Source organism: Phyllobacterium sp. OV277, from assembly GCF_900104355.1.
Lineage (GTDB): Bacteria > Pseudomonadota > Alphaproteobacteria > Rhizobiales > Rhizobiaceae > Phyllobacterium.
This window is the reverse complement of the sequence record NZ_FNIY01000001.1, coordinates 928540-947045: the sequence shown is the minus strand read 5'-3', so window position 1 is coordinate 947045 and position 18506 is coordinate 928540. Positions and strand designations below refer to the sequence as shown.

The following is an 18506-nucleotide window of genomic DNA, read 5'->3' as shown; positions in this document are numbered from 1 at the left end:
CCCGAAAGGCACGAAGGAGCAACGACATGGATTCTACGCTGAAACAGACGCTGATGGATGCCATTCGTAATATTCCCGATTACCCCAAACCGGGTATCATGTTTCGCGATATCACGACTTTGCTCGGCAATGCGCGGGCTTTCCGCCGGGCTATCGATGAACTGGTTCATCCCTATGCGGGCGGCAAGGTCGACAAGGTTGCCGGTGTTGAAGCGCGTGGATTCATCATCGGCGGTGCCATGGCTCACCAGCTTTCATCCGGTTTCGTGCCGATCCGCAAGAAGGGCAAGCTGCCGCATGATACGGTGCGCATTGCCTATAGTCTTGAGTATGGCGTGGACGAAATGGAGATGCACCGGGATGCCATCGTGCCGGGTGAGAAGGTTATTCTCGTCGATGATCTGATCGCGACGGGTGGCACGGCAGAAGCAGCGGTGAAATTGTTGCAGCAGATGGGCGCCGATATTGTCAGCGCCTGCTTCATCATTGATCTGCCTGACCTCGGCGGCCGCAGGAAGCTTGAAGCGCTCGGCGTCAACGTTCGCACGCTTATCGCCTATGAAGGCCACTAGCGGGCCGCTGTGGCTGTCTATGCCGGCAACAGGATCAGCGCGGCGCTGTTGAACTCCAGAACCTTCTGCTCGTTCTGATTGTAGGCTGCCGATGACATCTGCATCATGGCCCAGCCGGGCCGTGATTGCAGTTCACGGAAACCTGTCAGCGTCCGGGTGAAACGGATCGTGTCACCCGCATAAACAGGCTTCAACCATTTCAGGTCTTCAAAGCCGGGCGAGGGGCCAAATTGCGGTGGCTTTTCGCCGCGCTGCATGGCCGCCTTGATCTGCCCTTTCATGTCCTCCACGTTCAGCCGCATCCACATGGCTGTCGTGTGCCAGCCGGAGGCGCAGAGCGCACCGAAATTGCTTTTCTTCGCCGCTTCCGGATCAACATGAAAGCGCTGCGGATCGTACTTCTTGGCAAAGGTGACCATCTCATCGGCGGTGAATGTGTGGGTGCCGAGATCGCGTTCGATCCCGATCAATGCTTCAAGAGCTGTACTCATGATGCGGCAGGCTCCCGCAATGTGAACATGCCGGTGTTCTGCAATTCGCAGACCACGTCACCATGCTGATTGAATATTGCATGGTGGAGCACAACAAAGCCAAGTGACGGTTTGGATTTCGACACGCGCCGCTCCAGCACTGTGCTTTTGCCTGTTAATGTATCACCGGCAAGGACAGGCTTTTTCCATTTGGCAAAGTCTATGCCCGGAGCACCCTGCGATGTGGAATCAAGCAGGTAAGCATCGCACATCATACGCATGAACATGGAAACCGTATGCCACCCGGAAGCGGCAAGCCCGCCAAGGATACTGGCCTTTCCGGCTGCCTCATCCAGATGAAACGGCTGGGGATCAAACTGGCTGGCAAAATCGATGATTTCGCTGGCTTCGACGGATTTCGCAGGTAGCGGCCATTCGCTACCGACAGTGAAATCCTCATAGGCATATCGGGGATTGTATTCGCTCATGCCAGCTATAATAGGCATGGGGGAGTTTGGTTCAAGAGTGGAAGATGGTTATGCGCTAAACTTAGAGTGGCGTGTGATGTGGTGGAGCGGTTCGTGGTTCGTGGTTCGACAAGCTCACCATGAGGGAGAGGGGTGATGAAAGGGAGTCAAGTTCTGTACCCTTGAGCTGCAATCTCTGCGATTAGCGTTGCATCTCCCCTCTCCCTCATGGTGAGCTTGTCGAACCACGAACCACGAACCACAAGGCATGCAACACGAGGATGCCACCTCAGACCAGAAAACCCTGAGCCTATGTGTTAAACCGGAACAGCATGATATCGCCGTCCTGCACCACATATTCCTTGCCTTCGTCGCGTGCCTTGCCCGCTTCCTTGGCAGGGACTTCACCCCCCAGCGTGACATAGTCGTTATAGGCGATGGTCTGGGCGCGAATAAAGCCGCGCTCGAAGTCCGTGTGGATCACGCCAGCGGCCTGCGGTGCCTTGGAGCCGCGCTCGACAGTCCAGGCGCGTGCTTCTTTTGGTCCCACGGTGAAATAGGTGATGAGGTGCAACAGCTTGTAGCCCGCGCGGATCAGGCGGTCGAGGCCCGGTTCATCCAGATTCATTGCATCGAGATATTCCTTGGCTTCATCGTTAGGCAACTGAGCGACTTCTGCCTCGATGGCGGCGGAAATCGTCACCGTCTCGGCACCCTGTGCAGTCGCCATTTCCTCAACGGCTTCCGTATGCTCGTTACCGGTTGCCGCATCGCCTTCAGCGACGTTGCAAACATAAAGCACAGGCTTCGAGGTCAGGAGATTGAGGCCCTGCAGGATGAGGAGATCGTCTGGCGCAATACCGTACAGCATGAAGCGTACGGGTTTGCCACCCTGCAACAGTTCAAGTGCCTGCTCCATAACCGGGAGAACAGTCAGTGCTTCCTTGTCCTTGACGCCAGCGCGTTTACGGAACTGCACGATGCGGCGCTCAAGGCTATCAAGATCGGAAAGCATCAATTCGGTTTCGACTGTCTCAGCGTCAGACACAGGATCGATACGGCCTTCAACGTGGGTGATGTCGTCATCTTCAAAGCAACGCAGCACATGCACGACAGCATCGACTTCGCGGATGTTGGCCAGAAACTGGTTGCCAAGGCCTTCGCCCTTCGACGCACCGCGCACCAGACCGGCAATATCAACGAAGCTGATACGGGTTGGGACGATATTGGCCGATTTGCCTATTTTGGCGATGGCCTGCAAACGCGGATCAGGCACAGCGACTTCGCCGGTGTTCGGCTCGATTGTGCAGAACGGATAGTTCGCAGCCTGTGCGGCCGCTGTCTTGGTCAGGGCGTTGAAGAGCGTCGACTTACCGACATTGGGCAGGCCAACGATGCCGCATTTGAAACCCATAATCTGCGATCCTTATTCTTTCTTGCCGAAGAGCTTGTTCAGCATGTCGGCCATCGGGCCGGTTTTTGGAATGTTGATATTTGGCTTTGCCTGACGCGCCTGCCGGATATGGCTTTGACCGGATGGTTTTGCAACCGGATTTGGTTCTTTGTCCCGCTCCGGTTTGTTTCCGCTGCCGGTGGCCACCGCCACACGGTTCATGAAGCCAGCATCGTCCTTCTTGGCAAGGAGAGCCACATTGTCAGAGATAGCGCCAAGCAGCGGCTCGATCCATTCGCCATCCGTCTTGGCGAAATTGCCAAGCACGTGGTTTGTCACCATCTCCTTGACGCCGGGATGGCCAATGCCGAGGCGAATGCGCCTGTAGTCCTTACCGCAATGTGCGTCGATGGACTTGATGCCATTGTGCCCACCTGAGCCGCCGCCCGTTTTCACGCGCAGCTTGCCCGGTGGCAGATCCAGTTCATCATAGATGACGACGAGATCGCCGAGTTCCAGCTTGTAGAAGCGCATGGCTTCACCAACGGACTGGCCTGATAGATTCATGAAGGTCTGGGGCTTGATCAGGATGATCTTTTCGCCGTCGATAACACCATCGGCGATCAGTGCCTGGAATTTTTTGGTCCAGGGAGAAAAACGATGGCGACGGTGTATTTCATCCGCCGCCATGAAACCGATATTGTGCCGGTTTGCAGCATATTGGGAGCCAGGATTGCCAAGACCTGCGATGAGCAGCATGGTACCAAAGCTCCCAATAGAGACGATTACTCGCCTTCTTTTTCTGCCGTTTCAGTCGTTTCAACCGCAGCTTCAACGGTCTCGTCTTCAGCAGCGAGAACAGCAGGAGCAGCAATCGTGGCAATGGTGAAGTCACGATCGTGAATAACCGATGTTACGCCCTTTGGCAGGGTAACAGCGGAAATGTGGATCGAGTCACCAATCTGCAGACCGGTGAGATCGATATTGATCGCATCGGGAATTGCATTTGCCGGGGCATGCAGTTCGACATCGTGACGAACGATGTTGAGAACGCCGCCGCGCTTGATGCCTGGGGACAGTTCTTCGTTGAGGAAGTGAACAGGGACGTTCACGTTCACAACCGACTTTGCCGACACGCGCAGGAAGTCCACATGCACAGGCTTGTCGCTGATCGGATCAAGCTGGTAGTCCTTTGGAAGGACCTGAATGGTCTTGCCATCCAGCTGGATGTTCGCGATCGTGGTCTTGAAGCCGCCGCCGTGAATCTTGTAGTACAGTGTCTTATAGTCGAGGGTAATCGAGATTGGTGCCTGCTTGTCACCATAGATGACTGCTGGCACTTTACCGTTGCGGCGAATTTCCCGGGAGGACCCCTTACCAACCCGTTCGCGCGCCTCGGCCTTGAGCTCGTATGCTTCGCTCATGGCATTTCCTTTCGAGGTTCAAATCTGGAGTGTTTTCCGGTTTATCCGTAAGGATGGCCCAAAAAACATGAAGCGGTCGCATGGTCATCCGGAACCGGATGAAATGACCGCCCCATTCCGCGTTGCCTCCAAGGGTGTCTACGCGGATGGCGGCTCTATAACGGAAAGAGACGTCATGTGCAAGTTTGTTGCTTGACCAAGGCGCTGTGAAAGTCTGTCATCCCATTGTCATGGGCGCTGTTTACCGCAGCTTGGCAGAACAAGGGCAGGCGATGGCTGGGACAATAGCGCTGGAACCGCAAAAAATCGAGGCGCGGGAAGCGTTTTACACATTTGGGAAAATTGGTCTTTTGTCCTTTGGCGGTCCGGCCGGACAGATTGCCATGATGCACCGCGTGCTGGTCGACGAAAAGAAATGGATCAGCGAGGAGCGATTCCTGCATGCGCTGAATTTCTGCATGCTGTTGCCCGGCCCCGAAGCCATGCAGCTTGCTACCTATCTCGGCTGGCTGTTCCACGGCGTGAAGGGTGGTGTCATCGCCGGGCTCCTGTTCATCCTGCCGGGTGCATGTGTGATGCTGGCACTGTCGGCGCTTTATGTCAGTTTTGGTCATGTCCCCTTGGTGGAAGGGCTGCTCTTCGGTCTCAAAGCCGCCGTTCTGGCTATCGTGCTTGAAGCGGTGATCAAGGTCGGCAAACGGGCTCTCACCGATTATACCGCCTATGGCATTGCCGCCATCGCCTTCATCGCCATTGCCCTGATCAAACTGCCATTTCCTCTGGTTATCCTGATTGCCGGTCTCTTCGGATTTCTGCGCTATCGCTTGACTAATAAATCGTCCCCGTCCTTGCCGGACGACACCATTCCAGAACCCGCAGCGCGGGGTGCCCTCCAATCTGCCATGGTCTGGACTGTGCTCTGGCTGGGGCCGCTTGCCATCCTGCTGCTCGCGCTCGGTCAGGCCAATGTCTTTGCCGCGCAGGCGGCGTTTTTCTCCAAGATGGCCGTCGTGACCTTTGGCGGTGCCTATGCGGTTCTCGCCTATGTGGCGCAGCAGGCGGTTGACTATTATGGCTGGCTTAAACCGGATGAAATGCTCACCGGCCTCGGATTGGCGGAGACCACGCCCGGCCCGCTTATTCTGGTGCTGGCCTTTGTCGGCTTTGTCGGTGGGTCGCGGCTATCAGGGTTTGACCCGCTCACCGGCGGACTGCTCGGCGGGCTAATTGCGCTGTGGTTCACCTTCGCGCCGTGTTTTCTGTGGATTTTTGCCGGTGCGCCATTTGTTGAACGGTTGCGGCATGTGGGTTGGCTCAAGGCGTCTCTGGCAGCCATTACGGCTGCGGTGGTTGGTGTGATCGCCAATCTTGCCGTCTGGTTTGGGCTGCATGTGCTGTTTGGCACATTTCAGGAGGCGATGTTCGGCTTGCTGCACCTGCCAGTCTTGGATTTGTCGGCATTCGATTGGGCAGCATCAGCCATAGCGCTGGGTGCAGCAATCGCGCTGATCGCCTTGCGGATCAATCTGCTTGCGGTACTCGGACTTGCAGCGCTCGCCGGAATCCTGATCCAGCTCGCTTAGTCGAACAGGCTTGAAACCGACTCTTCCGCCGCCGTGCGCGAAACCGCTTCGCCGATCAAATCGGAAATCGACAGGACGCGGATATTGTGCGCGGATTCGATGGCAGGCGTTGGCTGGATGGAATCGGTGATCACCAGTTCCTTCAGCTTCGAGCCGGCGATACGGGCAACAGCGCCGCCTGACAGCACGCCGTGGGTAATATAGGCAGTGACGCTCGTTGCGCCTTTGGCAAGCAGCGCTTCGGCTGCATTGCAGAGCGTGCCGCCGGAATCGACGATATCATCGAACAACAGGCAATCCTTGCCAGCGACGTCACCGATAACATTCATGACTTCGGACTCGCCCGGACGATCGCGGCGCTTATCGACAATGGCGAGCTGTGCATCAATGCGCTTGGCCAGCGAGCGGGCACGGACCACACCGCCAACGTCAGGCGATACGACCATGACGTTCGACGTGCCGTAATGGGCGCGTACATCACTGGCGATAACGGGAACGGCATAGAGATTGTCGGTGGGGATATCGAAGAAGCCCTGAATCTGACCGGCGTGCAGATCAAGCGTCAGCACACGGTTTGCACCGGCTTCGGTGATCAGATTGGCAACCAGCTTGGCGGAAATCGGGGTGCGTGGACCGGCCTTGCGGTCCTGACGGGCATAGCCGAAATAGGGAAGCACTGCGGTGATGCGCTTTGCCGAGGAACGGCGAAAGGCATCGATCATGATGAGCAGTTCCATCAGGTGATCATTTGCCGGGAAGGATGTCGACTGCATGACGAAGACATCTTCGCCACGGACATTTTCCTGAATCTCTACGAATATCTCCTGATCGGCGAAGCGTCGGACGCTGGCCTTTCCTAGCGGAATGTTGAGATATTTGGCGACAGATTCAGCGAGAACACGATTGGAATTGCCCGCGAATAGTTTCATGCCCGTATTTTCCCCGGTGCCAGCCAAGTGAAGGATATGGCGGGCCTTGTACTGTGCCTGACGCACATTGCAAGCGGGCAGGGCAGATTCATGCACAGTTCCTCGCTAATATCGGGTCAAACGCGTAAATATGTCACGTCTTGGTGCCGTTTACCCACTTCAGATAACCATCGATGGCCTTATCGGCGATTGATTCCATAACCTTTGGTGGCACCGTGCTCCACGGATCGGTCCCATTACCAGGAACAACTTCCTGTCCCTGTATGCGATGCAACCGTGTTCCAGCCGGATCGAGCACGTCCCAGACATAGATGATTGTTGTCTGGTTGCCATCGGGCAGGGCGGAGAAATAACCCTTCATGATGTGCGTATTATCCGTATCGGCAGCGGTGCCCAGAACAATGCCCTTGGCTTTGGCGAGTGCCGACAGGCGCTGCGAGAGTGGAGTTGCCGCGGTGATCGGCGCGCCGACAATGGGGGCGAAACGCAGCTTTGCCGTGCGCGAAACGCCCGGTTGTGCTGCTCCTGATGCTACGGCGGCGCCCGCTGCCGGTACCGTTGTTCCAGGCTGAACTGTTGCCGGTGTTCCTGTTGCCGTGGCTGTTGGGGTTGTCGTGGTTGTCGTCGCCGGATTCGTGCCCGGGGTAACCGTTCCGGGCGTTGCCGTGCCTTGGGCTGCCGGAAGATCGCTCTTCGTTACGGCGATCGGTGTTTCGGCGCTGTTGCAGGCGCTGAGGCCAAGAGCCGCCAGCGCCACGCAGATATAGGTCAATGATTTGCGAGACATCATCTTTGGTAGAACCCCATCATGAGCCATGTGCGTGCCATCTCGAAAAAACGAAAGCTGACAAAAGTTTTATTTTACGATCAAGTCAAGAGGTTGGCGTGAAAGTGGCTCGGCCGCTCCATTGGTTGTAAGGTACGTCCGGCCCAGTGTCATGGCTGTGCCGCTGTCGGAATCCATGATGATCATATGGGCAAAGAGCGTCATATCGGGCTGTATGCGCTCCGGATTGCCGGAATAGAACATCGGCATGTCCATCCATGAGGGCGTAAACCGTGCGCCCTGTGAATAGCCGCAGGCGTTGAGCCGGTGGCGTGTCAGGTCGTGAGCCTCCATCACGCGGGAATGAGCGTCGAACACATCGCCGAAGGTTGAAGCCGGTGTCATGGCCTCCTCGACGGCCTCAAGTGCCTCGCGGGCGGCATCATAAAGCTCCAGATGACGCTTCGAAGCCTTGCCGGTTAAGACGGTGCGCATTGCCGCCGCATGGTAGTGGCGATAGACGCCGGCCCATTCCAGCGTCAACTGGTCGTTCTTCGTCAGCTTGCGCCGTCCCGCTTTGTAACGGCAAAGGAGCGCGTCCTCACCCGAACCGATGATAAACTCGTTGGCTGGATAATCGCCGCCTCCGGCGAAAATAGCGCCCTGCATGGCGGCGAGAATAGCACCTTCATCAGCGCCTGCCTTGATGAGCTTCAGGGCCGCATTGAGGGCCTCATCGCCAAGTTCTGCGGCTTTGCGGGCATAGACGATTTCAGCGGGGCTTTTCAGCACGCGCAACTTGTCGACAAGACCGGATGCGTCAACGATCTGGCCAAAGGCGGCCAACTGTTCGTCAAGCTTGCGGCCATTGGCGGCGGTCAGGCCATGGGTCTGGTATTCAACGCCGATCCGTTTTCCGAGCAAATCGAGGTCATTGAGAAGTTCGCGCAAATCCGCCGCCGGATTGGCATTGTCGCGATCCGCCCAGATCACGATATTTTCGATATTCGAGGTCTGACGTGCCTGACGCAAATCGGCGGAACGGGTCATCAACACATGGCTGCCATCGGATTTGACCACGAGGCACTGGAAGAAGCAGAAGCCGAACGTGTCATAGCCTGTCAGCCAGTACATGCTTTCCTGCGCAAACAGCAGAATGGCGTCGAGCTTCTGCTCTGCCATCACCATCATCAGGCGGTCGCGGCGTGCGGCAAATTCTTCGGGCTCGAAATGAAGGGCCATAATTATTCCTCTAGAATTGTGATCGCCGAGATCTGGCGACCATAGTCCGGTTCCTTGCGATGGGTGGTGCGCCGATAGGAGAAGAACTGATCTTCTTCAGCATAGGTGCATTTTTGCAGCGCCGCGGCGTTGACACCGGTGTCTTGCAGTCGCGTCGTGATAAAGGCCCACAGATCAAACATCTTGTGGTTCTCCTTCAGCGAGTCGCGAAAGAAGCGGTCATTGGATGGATTGGCTCCGGTGAACTGGTCGTAAAATTCCGCGCCGACCTCATAATTATCAGGGCCGATTGTCGGGCCGAGCACAGCCTGAATGTTGGCGCGCTTTGCACCAAGGGCAATCATGGCATCAATTGTGTTTTCGAGCACACCGCCAATGGCACCGCGCCAGCCCGCATGGGCCGCACCGATGACCCTCGCATCCCTGTCGGCAAACAGGATGGGGCCGCAATCGGCAGACAGCGAACCGATGACGATACCGGGGGTGGCCGTCACCATGGCGTCGGCCTTGGGCCGCTCGCCGCTGATGGGGCCAGTTACTGTAATGACATCAGGCGAATGTACCTGATGGACAGTCACGAGCCGCGACAGATCAGCGCCAAGCGACTGGGCCACACGGCGGCGGTTTTCCGCTACGTGGTCCTGATTGTCATTGGAACCGCTGCCGACATTCAGTCCGGCATAGATGCCGGTGGAAACACCGCCTATACGGGTAAAAAACCCGTGAGCGATTCGATCTTTCTCGGGGGACCCCAGCTGGGAAGACTGCAACGCTACTGGTTTTTCGGACGTGATCATGCCGGATTGCTCTTTCTCAAGGCTGCGAATGGTGGTGGAGCAGCGACGCGAAGTCAATTGCTTCCGTCTATGGATTCAAATGGAAACAAATGTGTGGCCGGGTCTGTAACGCAAAGCACCTTGAACAGCGTACCCATCTGAGCGGGGCTTGCCAAACGTTCGACATCGGCGCGAATCTGGTCTTGAAAATCGGAGGATTTCCCGTGGCCAAAGGCACCGGCTCGATCAAGCAATCCCATGGCGATCAGGAAATCGCCCTGGGTCATGGCGTTGGTCTTGCAGCCCTCGGAACGGGCGGCCTTATCCAGCATGGCGAAATCCACATGGGTGGTCAGGTCGGCCTCACCGGGCTCCTCAAACACATCAACAGATTTATGGCGGCTGAGCGCCTGCAGTGTATCGCCAAAACCCTGTTGCAGATGGCCGTAATCTATCAGGAGTGCCGAGCCGCGTTCGCGGTTCACACGTTCGGCAATCTCCTGCATCAGCGCGCTGCGGGCCGGGGCAATCTCGAAAACAGTTCCGTCAGGAGCAGTGGCGTGATCGGCAGGTAGAAGCGCTGTGTCGATTGATCCAGAGCCAGCTGCGAATGCAAGATCGCCTGTTGCATCGACTGCCACCGTACGGTCAACGAAACGCCCGCCAGACTTCACGTATTGCCTGATAGGAATAGCGTCGAACAGTTCATTGGCGACAAGCACAAGCGGGCCGGATGGGAAGTCGCCGAACTGTTCATGCCATTGGATTCCAAACGCGGATGTATCGAGCGTTTCCTTCTGGATCTGGGTCAGGCGCGGGCTGATCTCGACCATATGGATCTGCGCAGCCTTAATGAAATCCGGTGCAAGCTTTGAAGCCGCCCGCAAAATATCCTTCATCAATGTCCCGCGTCCAGGGCCGATCTCACATAGGACGAATTCGGCTGGCGATTCCAGCGCCTGCCAGGCACCAACGCACCAGATACCGATAAGCTCGCCGAACATCTGGCTTACTTCTGGCGCCGTGATGAAATCACCCTCGCGACCGAATGGTTCGCGCGTGGTGTAATAGCCCGCATCCTTGTCGAACAGACACATCGCCATATAGTCGGCAACGCTGATTGGCCCCCCCAACTCGATCTGTCTCGTAATGCGCTGTTTCAGCTTCATCGCCCGGTGGAAACTTCCGGATTGCGGGCTGTGAGAAGCGCCCAGACACCAACGAGCACCATGGGGATTGAAAGGATCATACCCATTGTCAGCCAGCCGCCATAGAGATAGCCAAGCTGTGCGTCAGGCTCGCGAAAGAATTCGACAAAAATGCGCGACAGGCCATAACCGGTGATGAAGGCGCCGCCGATAAAGCGCGGGCTTTTCAGCTTGCGGCCATAGAAAATCAGCAAAGCGAGCGTGGTGAAGAGAACAATACCTTCAAGCGCTGCCTCATAAAGCTGGCTTGGATGGCGAACAAAAGGGCCGCCCGTCGGGAAAATCATCCCCCAGGGCACATCGGTCATACGGCCCCAGAGCTCGCCGTTGATGAAATTGGCAACGCGGACAAGACCAAGGCCAACAGGCACACCAGCGGCGATGGTGTCGATCATGCTGAAGACGTTGATCCTGCGCGAGCGGGCAAAAAAGATCATGGCAAGCGTGGTGCCGATGAGACCGCCATGGAAGGACATGCCGCCTTCCCAGACTTTGAATATATCGAGCGGACTATGGATGTAGCGGGCAAGATCGTAAAACAGGATGTAGCCGATGCGCCCGCCCAGAACCACGCCAAGCGCCGCCCAGAGAACAAAGTCATCGAGATCATTCGGCTTCATGGGCGGTGTATTATTGGCCCAGAGGCGCGGCTTGCTGATGAGCCTCTTACCGTACCACCATGCGAAGAGAATGCCGACCACATAGCCTAGTCCATACCAGTGTACGGAGAATGGCCCGATGGAAAAGATCACCGGATCGATGTTGGGAAATGCGATCGCGGCCATCGTCGGGACAAGAATTTCGCTCACAATAGGCACTCCGTAATCAGCATGGTTTATCGGCGCGGACCATGCGCGAGGGCAGGAACAGCGTCAAGACGCCTATCCGGTAACATTTGTGCAATTATGACCTTCGCTTGCAATCGCCTGCTGCGGCGATTATTTGATTGGGAAAGCAACAGAGGTATCTGCCATGACCAATGGATCAAACCGCGTTCTTGATGAACTGGCCAAGCTCGTGACCGACGCCGCCGGTGCAGCGCAGGGTGTTCGCCGCGAAGTCGAGACTGCATTCCGTGGGCAGGCCGAGCGGCTGCTCAACACCATGGATGTGGTGCAGCGCGAGGATTTCGAGGCCGTGCGTGAAATGGCTATCCGCGCCCGTGCCGAAAATACGGCGCTGCTCGCCCGCATCGAAGCGCTTGAAGCGCTGGTTGGCAGCAAAGACAAATCCGCTGGTGATGCGGCCAAGCCGGCAAAGCCTGCGGCATCTGGCACCCGCGCCAAAAAAGACTGACGCGTAATCGTTTCGTCTGAGATCAAATAAAAAGCCCCGCAATTGCGGGGCTTTTTATCATTTCGACTGATCAAGCCTCGGCGCTATCGGCCAGTTCCTCTTCACCGGCTGCGATTGCTTCTTCTTCGGTCTCGAAAGGGCCGACCTTGTCGCCCGCTTCGTCGTCAATAGTGATGACATAATACCACTGACCATCGTCGTTTTTCTGGGTAGCGGTTACTGTCGCATTCGGTTCTGTGGACATTGCCGTCTCCTTTTGGATGAAACCGATTGATAGTCTAGGTGGCCTGCGTATCGACGATGTGACGAATATCTGACAGAGGCAAAAATTACCTGTCGACGGCTCCGATGAATGCCTGTTCGTCTTGATCCGGGTGAGCTGTTTTTTGCGCCGATGAATCACCTTTGACAAAAGCGGTGGTGGGCAGGGGCGTTACCACCGGGCTTTTTGCTGTATTTCGGCATTCCAATGCGCTGTCCCCAAAATAAATCTTAACAAATTATCAACAGGTGGAAATCGCCGAAAATCGTTTTCTTAGAGTCAGTTAAAGGCTGCTCGTGAATCATTTTCGGAACTTCTGTCCACACCCATTCGCGCCATTTGGGCCAAAGGGGGCTGGCGCTCGGACTCAGCATCAATACACTGAAATTACAGCATGATTCGTTTCGATGGTCATGCGGCGGGTAACAAGTTCATATCCGTGGTCCGGCTGGTGTGTTCTGCCTGCCGGTGAGTTTTCAAGCGTTGTGTGTCCTTTGGGTGGGTGCGCTGTGGTCCCACAGCGTCAGATGAGATTCGATTGAGCAGGTAGTGGCGATGAGCCTTCTGGAAATAGAGATTGCGCGTGATTTGCATCCGGTCGATGTGATTGAACATGTTGCCCATGCCAATGAATGGGCTTTCGAGCGCACCGGGGACGATGAAATCGCGATTACGGTCGAGGGAAACTGGACGGACTACCAGATTTCCTTCTCGTGGATGGAAGATTTTGAGGCGCTGCATCTGGCCTGCGCCTTTGATATCGCGGTCAGCGAACCGCGCGTCAATGAAGTGATGCGACTGCTGTCGCTGATTAACGAGCAGTTGCTGATGGGCCATTTCGATCTGTGGCGGCAGGAAGGTGCGGTCATGTATCGCCAGTCCCTGCTTCTATCAGGCGGTGCCGAACCAACGAGCAAGCAGGTGGAGGTTCTCCTGTCCAGCGCGCTCGATGCCTGCGAGACTTACTTTCAGGCGTTCCAGTTTGTTGTCTGGTCAGGCTCGACAGCACGGGAATCGCTCGATAGCATCCTGTTCGAGACGGTCGGTTCGGCCTGATTCCATCAATTTGAGTTGGCCTGATGACCATCAGTTTTGACGATTTTGAGAAAGTGGATATCCGTGTCGGCACCATTGTCGAGGCGGAGACTTTCCCGGAGGCGCGCAAACCCGCCTTCAAGCTCAAGATCGATTTCGGTCCAGAGATCGGCATCAAGAAATCGTCGGCGCAGATCACCAAACACCATTCGCTGGATGAGCTGAAAGGCCGTCAAGTGATGGCGGTGGTCAATTTCCCGCCGCGCCAGATCGGCCCATTCATGTCGGAAGTGCTAACGCTTGGCTTCCCGGATGAGGAAGGCGGCGTTGTTCTCGCCGCTATCAGCAAACCGGTGCCGAATGGAGGCAAGCTGTTTTAAGCAGTCTTCTCAATGGGCTTTCCCTACAGTCATTGCCGCCCGGAATTCTTGGTCGCTATCGATGTAGACAGCCTCAGGACCAGCACCTGTGGCATCGAAAAACCGGCTGACAAAGCATCGAAATGACGCGCAAAGCGCGATGTCGCAAATCTGCTGATCCGAGAAGCCTGTCGATCGCAGCCTGGTAATGTCGTGCTGGGAAATCAGGGATGCATCTACGGCAATCTTTTCCGCATAAGCGAGCATTTCGACGTCCCTATCAGACAGGCCAGCCGTTCGAAAATCCCGCTGAACTGCGATGACCGCTTCTTTCGATCCGAGATCATCCACCAATTGCTGGCCATAGACATAGGAGCAATAGGTGGACGGAATATGCTTTGCCGCAATCAGCGTGATCAAACGCCAATCGCGCTGGCTGAGTGAAAACCCGGCGCGAATACTTTTGGAAAAATCCGTATAGAGCGGCAGCAGATCCGGCCGCGCCGTGAAGCACCGTGTCGCTTCCATAACGAACCCAAGTTGTGATTTTGACGCGTTGTAGATTTCCGCAACACGTCCAGTTGCTTCATCTTCCCCTATTGTCTGCAGAAACATTTGGTTCTCCCCCGATAAACCCGATAGGGGCAGTGTAGCAGAGCTCCCGGTAATTCGGGATTCCCAATACATGACGGGCAATTCGATCAGGCCGGGATGCGCACCACGGCACGCAGACCGCCCATCGGACTTTCGTCGAGGGTAATATCGCCGCCATGGCTGCGGGCGATGTCGAGTGCGATGGCAAGCCCAAGCCCGGTGCCGCTCGCGTCCTGGTTGCGTGCCTCATCCAGCCGGAAGAATGGCTTGAACACCTCGTCGCGCATTTCCTTCGGGATACCCGAACCATCATCGTCAATGATTATGCTCAGCCAGCCCTCGCGGTGATCGGCATTGACCACGACATTTTTGGCGTAGCGGAACGAATTGGATACGAGGTTGGAGATCAAGCGCGAGAAGGCGTTGGGGCGGACCTGAATTTCCGGTTCGCCGCGAATGCTCGATTTGAATCCGCGTTCCAAAAGGGCGCCTTCTTCCTTCAACTTGGCAAAGAGGCGCTCCAGATTGAATGTGCCTGTCTCTTCCTCCGCCTCGCTGCGGGCAAAGGCGAGATAGCCTTCCAGCATGGACTGCATGTCCTCGATATCCTGCTCCATGGCATCCGTATCGACCTTGTGGCCGACAAGCGCGAGTTGCAGCTTGAAGCGGGTGAGGATGGTGCGCAGGTCGTGGCTGACGCCGCTGAGCATGGTGGTGCGCTGCTCAATCTGGCGCTCGATGCGCTCGCGCATGACAATGAACGCAGCACCGGCCCGGCGCACTTCTTCGGCGCCACGCGGCTTGAAATCGGGCGGTGTGGCGCGTCCCTTGCCGAAACTGTCGGCGGCGGCAGCCAGCTGCTGAATGGGTTTAATCTGGTTGCGCAGGAAGAGAATGGCGATGGCAAGCAGCACCAGCGCTGAACCGGACATCCAGACGAGCAGGATCAGGGTGTTTGAGGCATAGGCCTGACTGCGGCGGGCAAAAACCCGCAGGACCTTGCCTTCCAGTTGAATACGAATTTCAACGAGGTCGGAATCACCAATCGTGTCGATCCAGAAGGGCCGGTTGATCTGCTTGGTAATCTCGGCGCTCAGCGGCTCGTCCAGAATGGAGAAAAACGGCTTTGGACCGGGTGCGGGCAGGGGATCGGGCGGCAGGATCGAAATGCTGAGCGACAGTTTCTCGCGTGCAATGCGGATGAGATTTTCATAACCCGGGTCCTGCGGGTAGGTGTCCATCACATCAATAATGCCTGAAATGTCGCGCACCACGGCCGTAGACAGACGCTGCGTCACGGTCTGCCAGTAGCGCTCCATGAACACGAAGGCGATCACTGACTGCAACAGCACCATGGGTGCAATGATAATGATCAGCGAACGCGCATAGAGCCTTTTCGGCATCCATTGCGCCAGCCAGCGGGAAAATTTCCGCCAGGGGCCGAGCAGCGTGCTGCGCCTGCGCCGCCAATGCCGCTGCCTGACTGCCAATGCGCGTTTTGCACTGTCCGTTTGTGCCATATAATCAGTGCCCGCTCGCGCATTGGTTATTCCGTCCGGATTTGTTGATCCGGACTCTATTCCACGCTCAATTTATAGCCGACGCCGCGTACCGTCTGCAACCAAACTGGGTTGGCCGGATCATTTTCAATCTTGCGGCGAAGGCGGTTGATCTGCACGTCAATTGTCCGCTCGCCAACATCGCCTTCCTGACCTGTTAACTCGTGCCGGGGCACGGTTTCGCCAGCGCGGGCGGCGAAGATCGCCATGATGTCCTGTTCACGGTCGGTCAGGCGGATCAATTCGCCGGAACGCTTCAGTTCGCGCTTGGCGATAACGAAGGTATAGGGGCCGAAAACGATCTGCTCGATCTTTGCCTGCGATGTTGGCGCACCGCGCCGCAGAATATTGTTGATGCGCAGGATCAGCTCGCGCGGGTCAAACGGCTTTGGCAGATAATCATCCGCACCCGCTTCAAGGCCTGTAATCCGGCTGTCCGTTTCGGATAGCGCGGTCAGCATCAAAATGGGAACGTTCTTTTCCTCCCGCAGCGACTGGGTGAGCGCGACGCCGCTTTCGCCGGGCATCATCACGTCGAGGATCAGGAGATCATAATCAATGCCGGCCAGCTTGCGCCGGGCTTCATCCGCATTGGCAGCCACCGTAATACGAAAGCCGCTGCCTGTCAGATATTGTGACAGCAGGTTGCGAATTCGGGTGTCGTCGTCGACAATGAGCAGGTGTGGCGCATCGTCTGAAAGCGGAAGTTCTTCACTCACTAATGTCGTTCCTTCTCTCTCCGGGCATTTACGCCCGTCCCTGGTCCCCGGACGTCCCGATCCGGCCTAAACTATCCTGCCTGTGGCAGGCTGTCGATCTGTTGCCATTGGCCGGGATTGACCATTGCCTTGAGGAAATGCTCGATCACCGTCCGGTCAGCCAGACCGATTTGCTCCAATGCACTGCCAATGCGGCGTGATTGCGGTGCTGCAAGTTCAAGTGCAAGTTCCCTGCCTTTCATGGTGGGGTACAGTTCCCGCTGCCGCCGGTCCCGTGGCCCCGGTATCTGCACGACGTGGTCCGTATCGATCAATTGCTTGAGCACCCTTGCCAGACTTTGCTTGGTAATTTGCAGTACATCAAGCAATTCCGCCACGGTCATACCAGGCTTGCGGTTGATGAAGTAGAGAACGCGGTGATGGGCGCGGCCAAAAGCCAGCTTTTCCAGAATCAGATCCGGGTCGGCGGTGAAGTCGCGATAGGCAAAGAAAAACAGCTCGATGAGGTCAAGTTGGCTTGCGTCCTCCTTGGTCAGGGCTGTCTCAATGTGCCGATCTGGTGTATAAGGTTTCATACAGGGCTCCCGCTCTCGTTCATGTGTCGCCGAATAATATGTCAGTCTTGTTGACTTAATTTTAGACTGCTGATAATTTTTGGCAAGCTGTTGGCGACATTTTGAATGAAACGAAAAGCCAATAAGTGTTTCTGGGACATTTTCCTTATCGAAACGCCTGTTGCTGCAACCTGATCTCGCGAGGGATTGGGCGTCTATTCGAAATGGACAGTGTCCTTTGCATGTTCAACGAACATGCGGCGCTGTAAGGAGCCACGGTTCACCAATTGTGAAACGGGAACAATTGGCGTCGTATCAAACCCGTCCAATGATCAGGAATCAAACGCCTGGAGGAAAACATGGCATCCGTACCATTTGATCAGCTTGAAGGTTACATCTGGATGAATGGCGAATTCGTTCGCTGGGCAGATGCTAAGGTTCATGTGCTGACTCATGGCCTGCATTATGCAAGCTCGGTCTTTGAAGGCGAGCGCGCCTATGGCGGCGAAATCTTCAAGCTTAATGAACACACGGAGCGTCTGCACGAATCGGCGAAGATTCTTGGGTTCACTGTCCCATACTCCGTCGAAGAGTTGAATGATGCCTGCCGCAAGCTTCTTGCGATGCAGGGTTTTCAGGATGCCTATGTGCGTCCGATCGCCTGGCGCGGCAGCGAGTCGATGGGTGTTTCGGCGCAGAACAACAAGATCAATGTGGCGATCGCCATCTGGCAATGGCCCAGCTATTTCGATCCGGCACAGAAGCTCAAGGGCATTCGCCTTGATATGGCCGAATATCGCCGCCCGGACCCAAAGACTGCACCATCGAAGTCAAAGGCCGCTGGTCTTTACATGATCTGCACGATCTCCAAGCATGCGGCTGAAGCCAAGGGCTATGCGGATGCGCTGATGCTCGACTGGCGCGGTCAGGTGGCTGAGGCCACTGGCGCGAACGTATTCTTCGTCAAGGACGGCGTTATTCATACACCAAAGCCCGATTGCTTCCTTGATGGGATCACGCGTCGCACGGTCATCGATCTGGCCAAGCGTCGTGGTTATGAAGTCGTCGAGCGGGTGATCATGCCGGAAGAGCTTGAAGGTTTTGAACAGTGTTTCCTGACCGGCACTGCAGCGGAAGTGACGCCTGTTTCGGAGATCGGGCCTTATCGCTTCACGGTGGGCGAAATCGCAATCAACTTGATGAACGATTATGCCGCCGAAGTAACTCCCAAGAAAGCAGCGGCTGAATAACTCGGAGCATCCGGCCGCAAATAAGGTGCGGTCTGTCCGATACTTCCA

Annotated in this window: 23 protein-coding genes; 7 read left to right on the top strand and 16 right to left on the bottom strand. The window is 56.2% G+C overall.

Annotated features, from left to right (window positions below; all coding sequences use genetic code 11):
* The first annotated feature begins 26 nt into the window (after window positions 1–26).
* Window positions 27–572, top strand: a complete 546-nt coding sequence (locus tag BLU05_RS04665) for an adenine phosphoribosyltransferase (protein ID WP_091878013.1) — start codon at window positions 27–29, stop codon at window positions 570–572.
* A gap of 17 nt (window positions 573–589) precedes the next feature.
* On the opposite strand, the gene BLU05_RS04660 is transcribed toward BLU05_RS04665, so the two are convergent.
* From BLU05_RS04660 to BLU05_RS04640, 5 genes are all read right to left on the bottom strand, one after another.
* Window positions 590–1063, bottom strand: coding sequence for a MaoC family dehydratase (locus BLU05_RS04660; protein ID WP_091878012.1), 474 nt, complete (start codon window positions 1061–1063; stop codon window positions 590–592).
* Window positions 1060–1530, bottom strand: a complete 471-nt coding sequence (locus BLU05_RS04655; RefSeq protein ID WP_091878011.1) for a MaoC family dehydratase — start codon at window positions 1528–1530, stop codon at window positions 1060–1062. The genes BLU05_RS04660 and BLU05_RS04655 overlap by 4 nt, the downstream gene beginning before the upstream one ends.
* 289 nt (window positions 1531–1819) lie before the next feature.
* Entirely contained in the window at window positions 1820–2923 is a 1104-nt protein-coding gene (gene ychF, locus BLU05_RS04650; protein WP_091878010.1) for a redox-regulated ATPase YchF, read from the bottom strand.
* Between the two features lie 12 nt (window positions 2924–2935).
* Window positions 2936–3661 carry an aminoacyl-tRNA hydrolase gene (gene pth / locus BLU05_RS04645; protein ID WP_091878009.1) on the bottom strand — a complete coding sequence of 242 codons (726 nt, stop codon included), beginning with the start codon at window positions 3659–3661 and terminating at the stop codon, window positions 2936–2938.
* Between the two features lie 26 nt (window positions 3662–3687).
* Window positions 3688–4326 carry a 50S ribosomal protein L25/general stress protein Ctc gene (locus BLU05_RS04640; protein ID WP_091878008.1) on the bottom strand — a complete coding sequence of 213 codons (639 nt, stop codon included), beginning with the start codon at window positions 4324–4326 and terminating at the stop codon, window positions 3688–3690.
* A gap of 67 nt (window positions 4327–4393) precedes the next feature.
* Here BLU05_RS04640 and BLU05_RS26545 point away from each other — a divergent pair, with 67 nt between their 5' ends.
* Both BLU05_RS26545 and chrA read left to right on the top strand, forming a co-directional pair.
* Window positions 4394–4522 (top strand): hypothetical protein, encoded by a 129-nt coding sequence (locus tag BLU05_RS26545; RefSeq protein ID WP_280139026.1) that lies wholly within the window; start codon window positions 4394–4396, stop codon window positions 4520–4522.
* Between the two features lie 76 nt (window positions 4523–4598).
* Window positions 4599–5909 (top strand): chromate efflux transporter, encoded by a 1311-nt coding sequence (gene chrA, locus BLU05_RS04630; protein ID WP_091878518.1) that lies wholly within the window; start codon window positions 4599–4601, stop codon window positions 5907–5909.
* On the opposite strand, the gene BLU05_RS04625 is transcribed toward chrA, so the two are convergent.
* The 6 genes from BLU05_RS04625 to lgt form a co-directional block, all read right to left on the bottom strand.
* Window positions 5906–6838 carry a ribose-phosphate pyrophosphokinase gene (locus BLU05_RS04625; RefSeq protein WP_091878006.1) on the bottom strand — a complete coding sequence of 311 codons (933 nt, stop codon included), beginning with the start codon at window positions 6836–6838 and terminating at the stop codon, window positions 5906–5908. The genes chrA and BLU05_RS04625 overlap by 4 nt on opposite strands.
* A gap of 133 nt (window positions 6839–6971) precedes the next feature.
* Complete coding sequence (locus BLU05_RS04620; protein WP_091878005.1) at window positions 6972–7628, bottom strand: hypothetical protein; 657 nt, start codon at window positions 7626–7628, stop codon at window positions 6972–6974.
* Window positions 7629–7694: 66 nt separating this feature from the next.
* Window positions 7695–8846, bottom strand: coding sequence for a M24 family metallopeptidase (locus BLU05_RS04615; protein WP_091878004.1), 1152 nt, complete (start codon window positions 8844–8846; stop codon window positions 7695–7697).
* A 2-nt stretch (window positions 8847–8848) separates the two neighbouring features.
* Window positions 8849–9643, bottom strand: a complete 795-nt coding sequence (gene pgeF, locus BLU05_RS04610; RefSeq protein WP_091878003.1) for a peptidoglycan editing factor PgeF — start codon at window positions 9641–9643, stop codon at window positions 8849–8851.
* Window positions 9644–9696: 53 nt separating this feature from the next.
* Window positions 9697–10791: a class I SAM-dependent methyltransferase gene (locus BLU05_RS04605; RefSeq protein WP_091878002.1), complete on the bottom strand. Its 1095-nt coding sequence runs from the start codon at window positions 10789–10791 to the stop codon at window positions 9697–9699.
* Window positions 10788–11639 carry a prolipoprotein diacylglyceryl transferase gene (lgt, locus tag BLU05_RS04600; RefSeq protein ID WP_091878001.1) on the bottom strand — a complete coding sequence of 284 codons (852 nt, stop codon included), beginning with the start codon at window positions 11637–11639 and terminating at the stop codon, window positions 10788–10790. The genes BLU05_RS04605 and lgt overlap by 4 nt, the downstream gene beginning before the upstream one ends.
* Before the next feature lie 163 nt (window positions 11640–11802).
* On the opposite strand from lgt, the gene BLU05_RS04595 reads away from it, so the two are divergent.
* Window positions 11803–12126 (top strand): accessory factor UbiK family protein, encoded by a 324-nt coding sequence (locus tag BLU05_RS04595; protein ID WP_091878000.1) that lies wholly within the window; start codon window positions 11803–11805, stop codon window positions 12124–12126.
* A gap of 70 nt (window positions 12127–12196) precedes the next feature.
* On the opposite strand, the gene BLU05_RS26110 is transcribed toward BLU05_RS04595, so the two are convergent.
* Entirely contained in the window at window positions 12197–12370 is a 174-nt protein-coding gene (locus BLU05_RS26110; protein ID WP_162730319.1) for a hypothetical protein, read from the bottom strand.
* Window positions 12371–12943: 573 nt separating this feature from the next.
* Here BLU05_RS26110 and BLU05_RS04590 point away from each other — a divergent pair.
* Window positions 12944–13444, top strand: a complete 501-nt coding sequence (locus tag BLU05_RS04590) for a type III secretion system chaperone family protein (RefSeq protein ID WP_091877999.1) — start codon at window positions 12944–12946, stop codon at window positions 13442–13444.
* 23 nt (window positions 13445–13467) lie between these two features.
* Window positions 13468–13803, top strand: coding sequence for a tRNA-binding protein (locus tag BLU05_RS04585; protein ID WP_091877998.1), 336 nt, complete (start codon window positions 13468–13470; stop codon window positions 13801–13803).
* Between the two features lie 9 nt (window positions 13804–13812).
* Here BLU05_RS04585 and BLU05_RS04580 read toward each other — a convergent pair whose 3' ends face one another.
* The 4 genes from BLU05_RS04580 to BLU05_RS04565 form a co-directional block, all read right to left on the bottom strand.
* Complete coding sequence (locus BLU05_RS04580) at window positions 13813–14397, bottom strand: carboxymuconolactone decarboxylase family protein (RefSeq protein ID WP_091877997.1); 585 nt, start codon at window positions 14395–14397, stop codon at window positions 13813–13815.
* A gap of 86 nt (window positions 14398–14483) precedes the next feature.
* Window positions 14484–15824, bottom strand: coding sequence for an ATP-binding protein (locus BLU05_RS04575; RefSeq protein WP_175540530.1), 1341 nt, complete (start codon window positions 15822–15824; stop codon window positions 14484–14486).
* Window positions 15825–15952: 128 nt separating this feature from the next.
* Window positions 15953–16654, bottom strand: coding sequence for a response regulator (locus BLU05_RS04570; protein ID WP_091877995.1), 702 nt, complete (start codon window positions 16652–16654; stop codon window positions 15953–15955).
* A gap of 71 nt (window positions 16655–16725) precedes the next feature.
* Window positions 16726–17229, bottom strand: coding sequence for a MarR family winged helix-turn-helix transcriptional regulator (locus tag BLU05_RS04565; protein WP_091877994.1), 504 nt, complete (start codon window positions 17227–17229; stop codon window positions 16726–16728).
* 338 nt (window positions 17230–17567) lie between these two features.
* Here BLU05_RS04565 and BLU05_RS04560 point away from each other — a divergent pair, with 338 nt between their 5' ends.
* On the top strand, window positions 17568–18458 hold the full coding sequence (locus BLU05_RS04560; RefSeq protein WP_091877993.1) for a branched-chain amino acid aminotransferase: 891 nt from the start codon (window positions 17568–17570) through the stop codon (window positions 18456–18458).
* Window positions 18459–18506 lie beyond the last annotated feature (48 nt).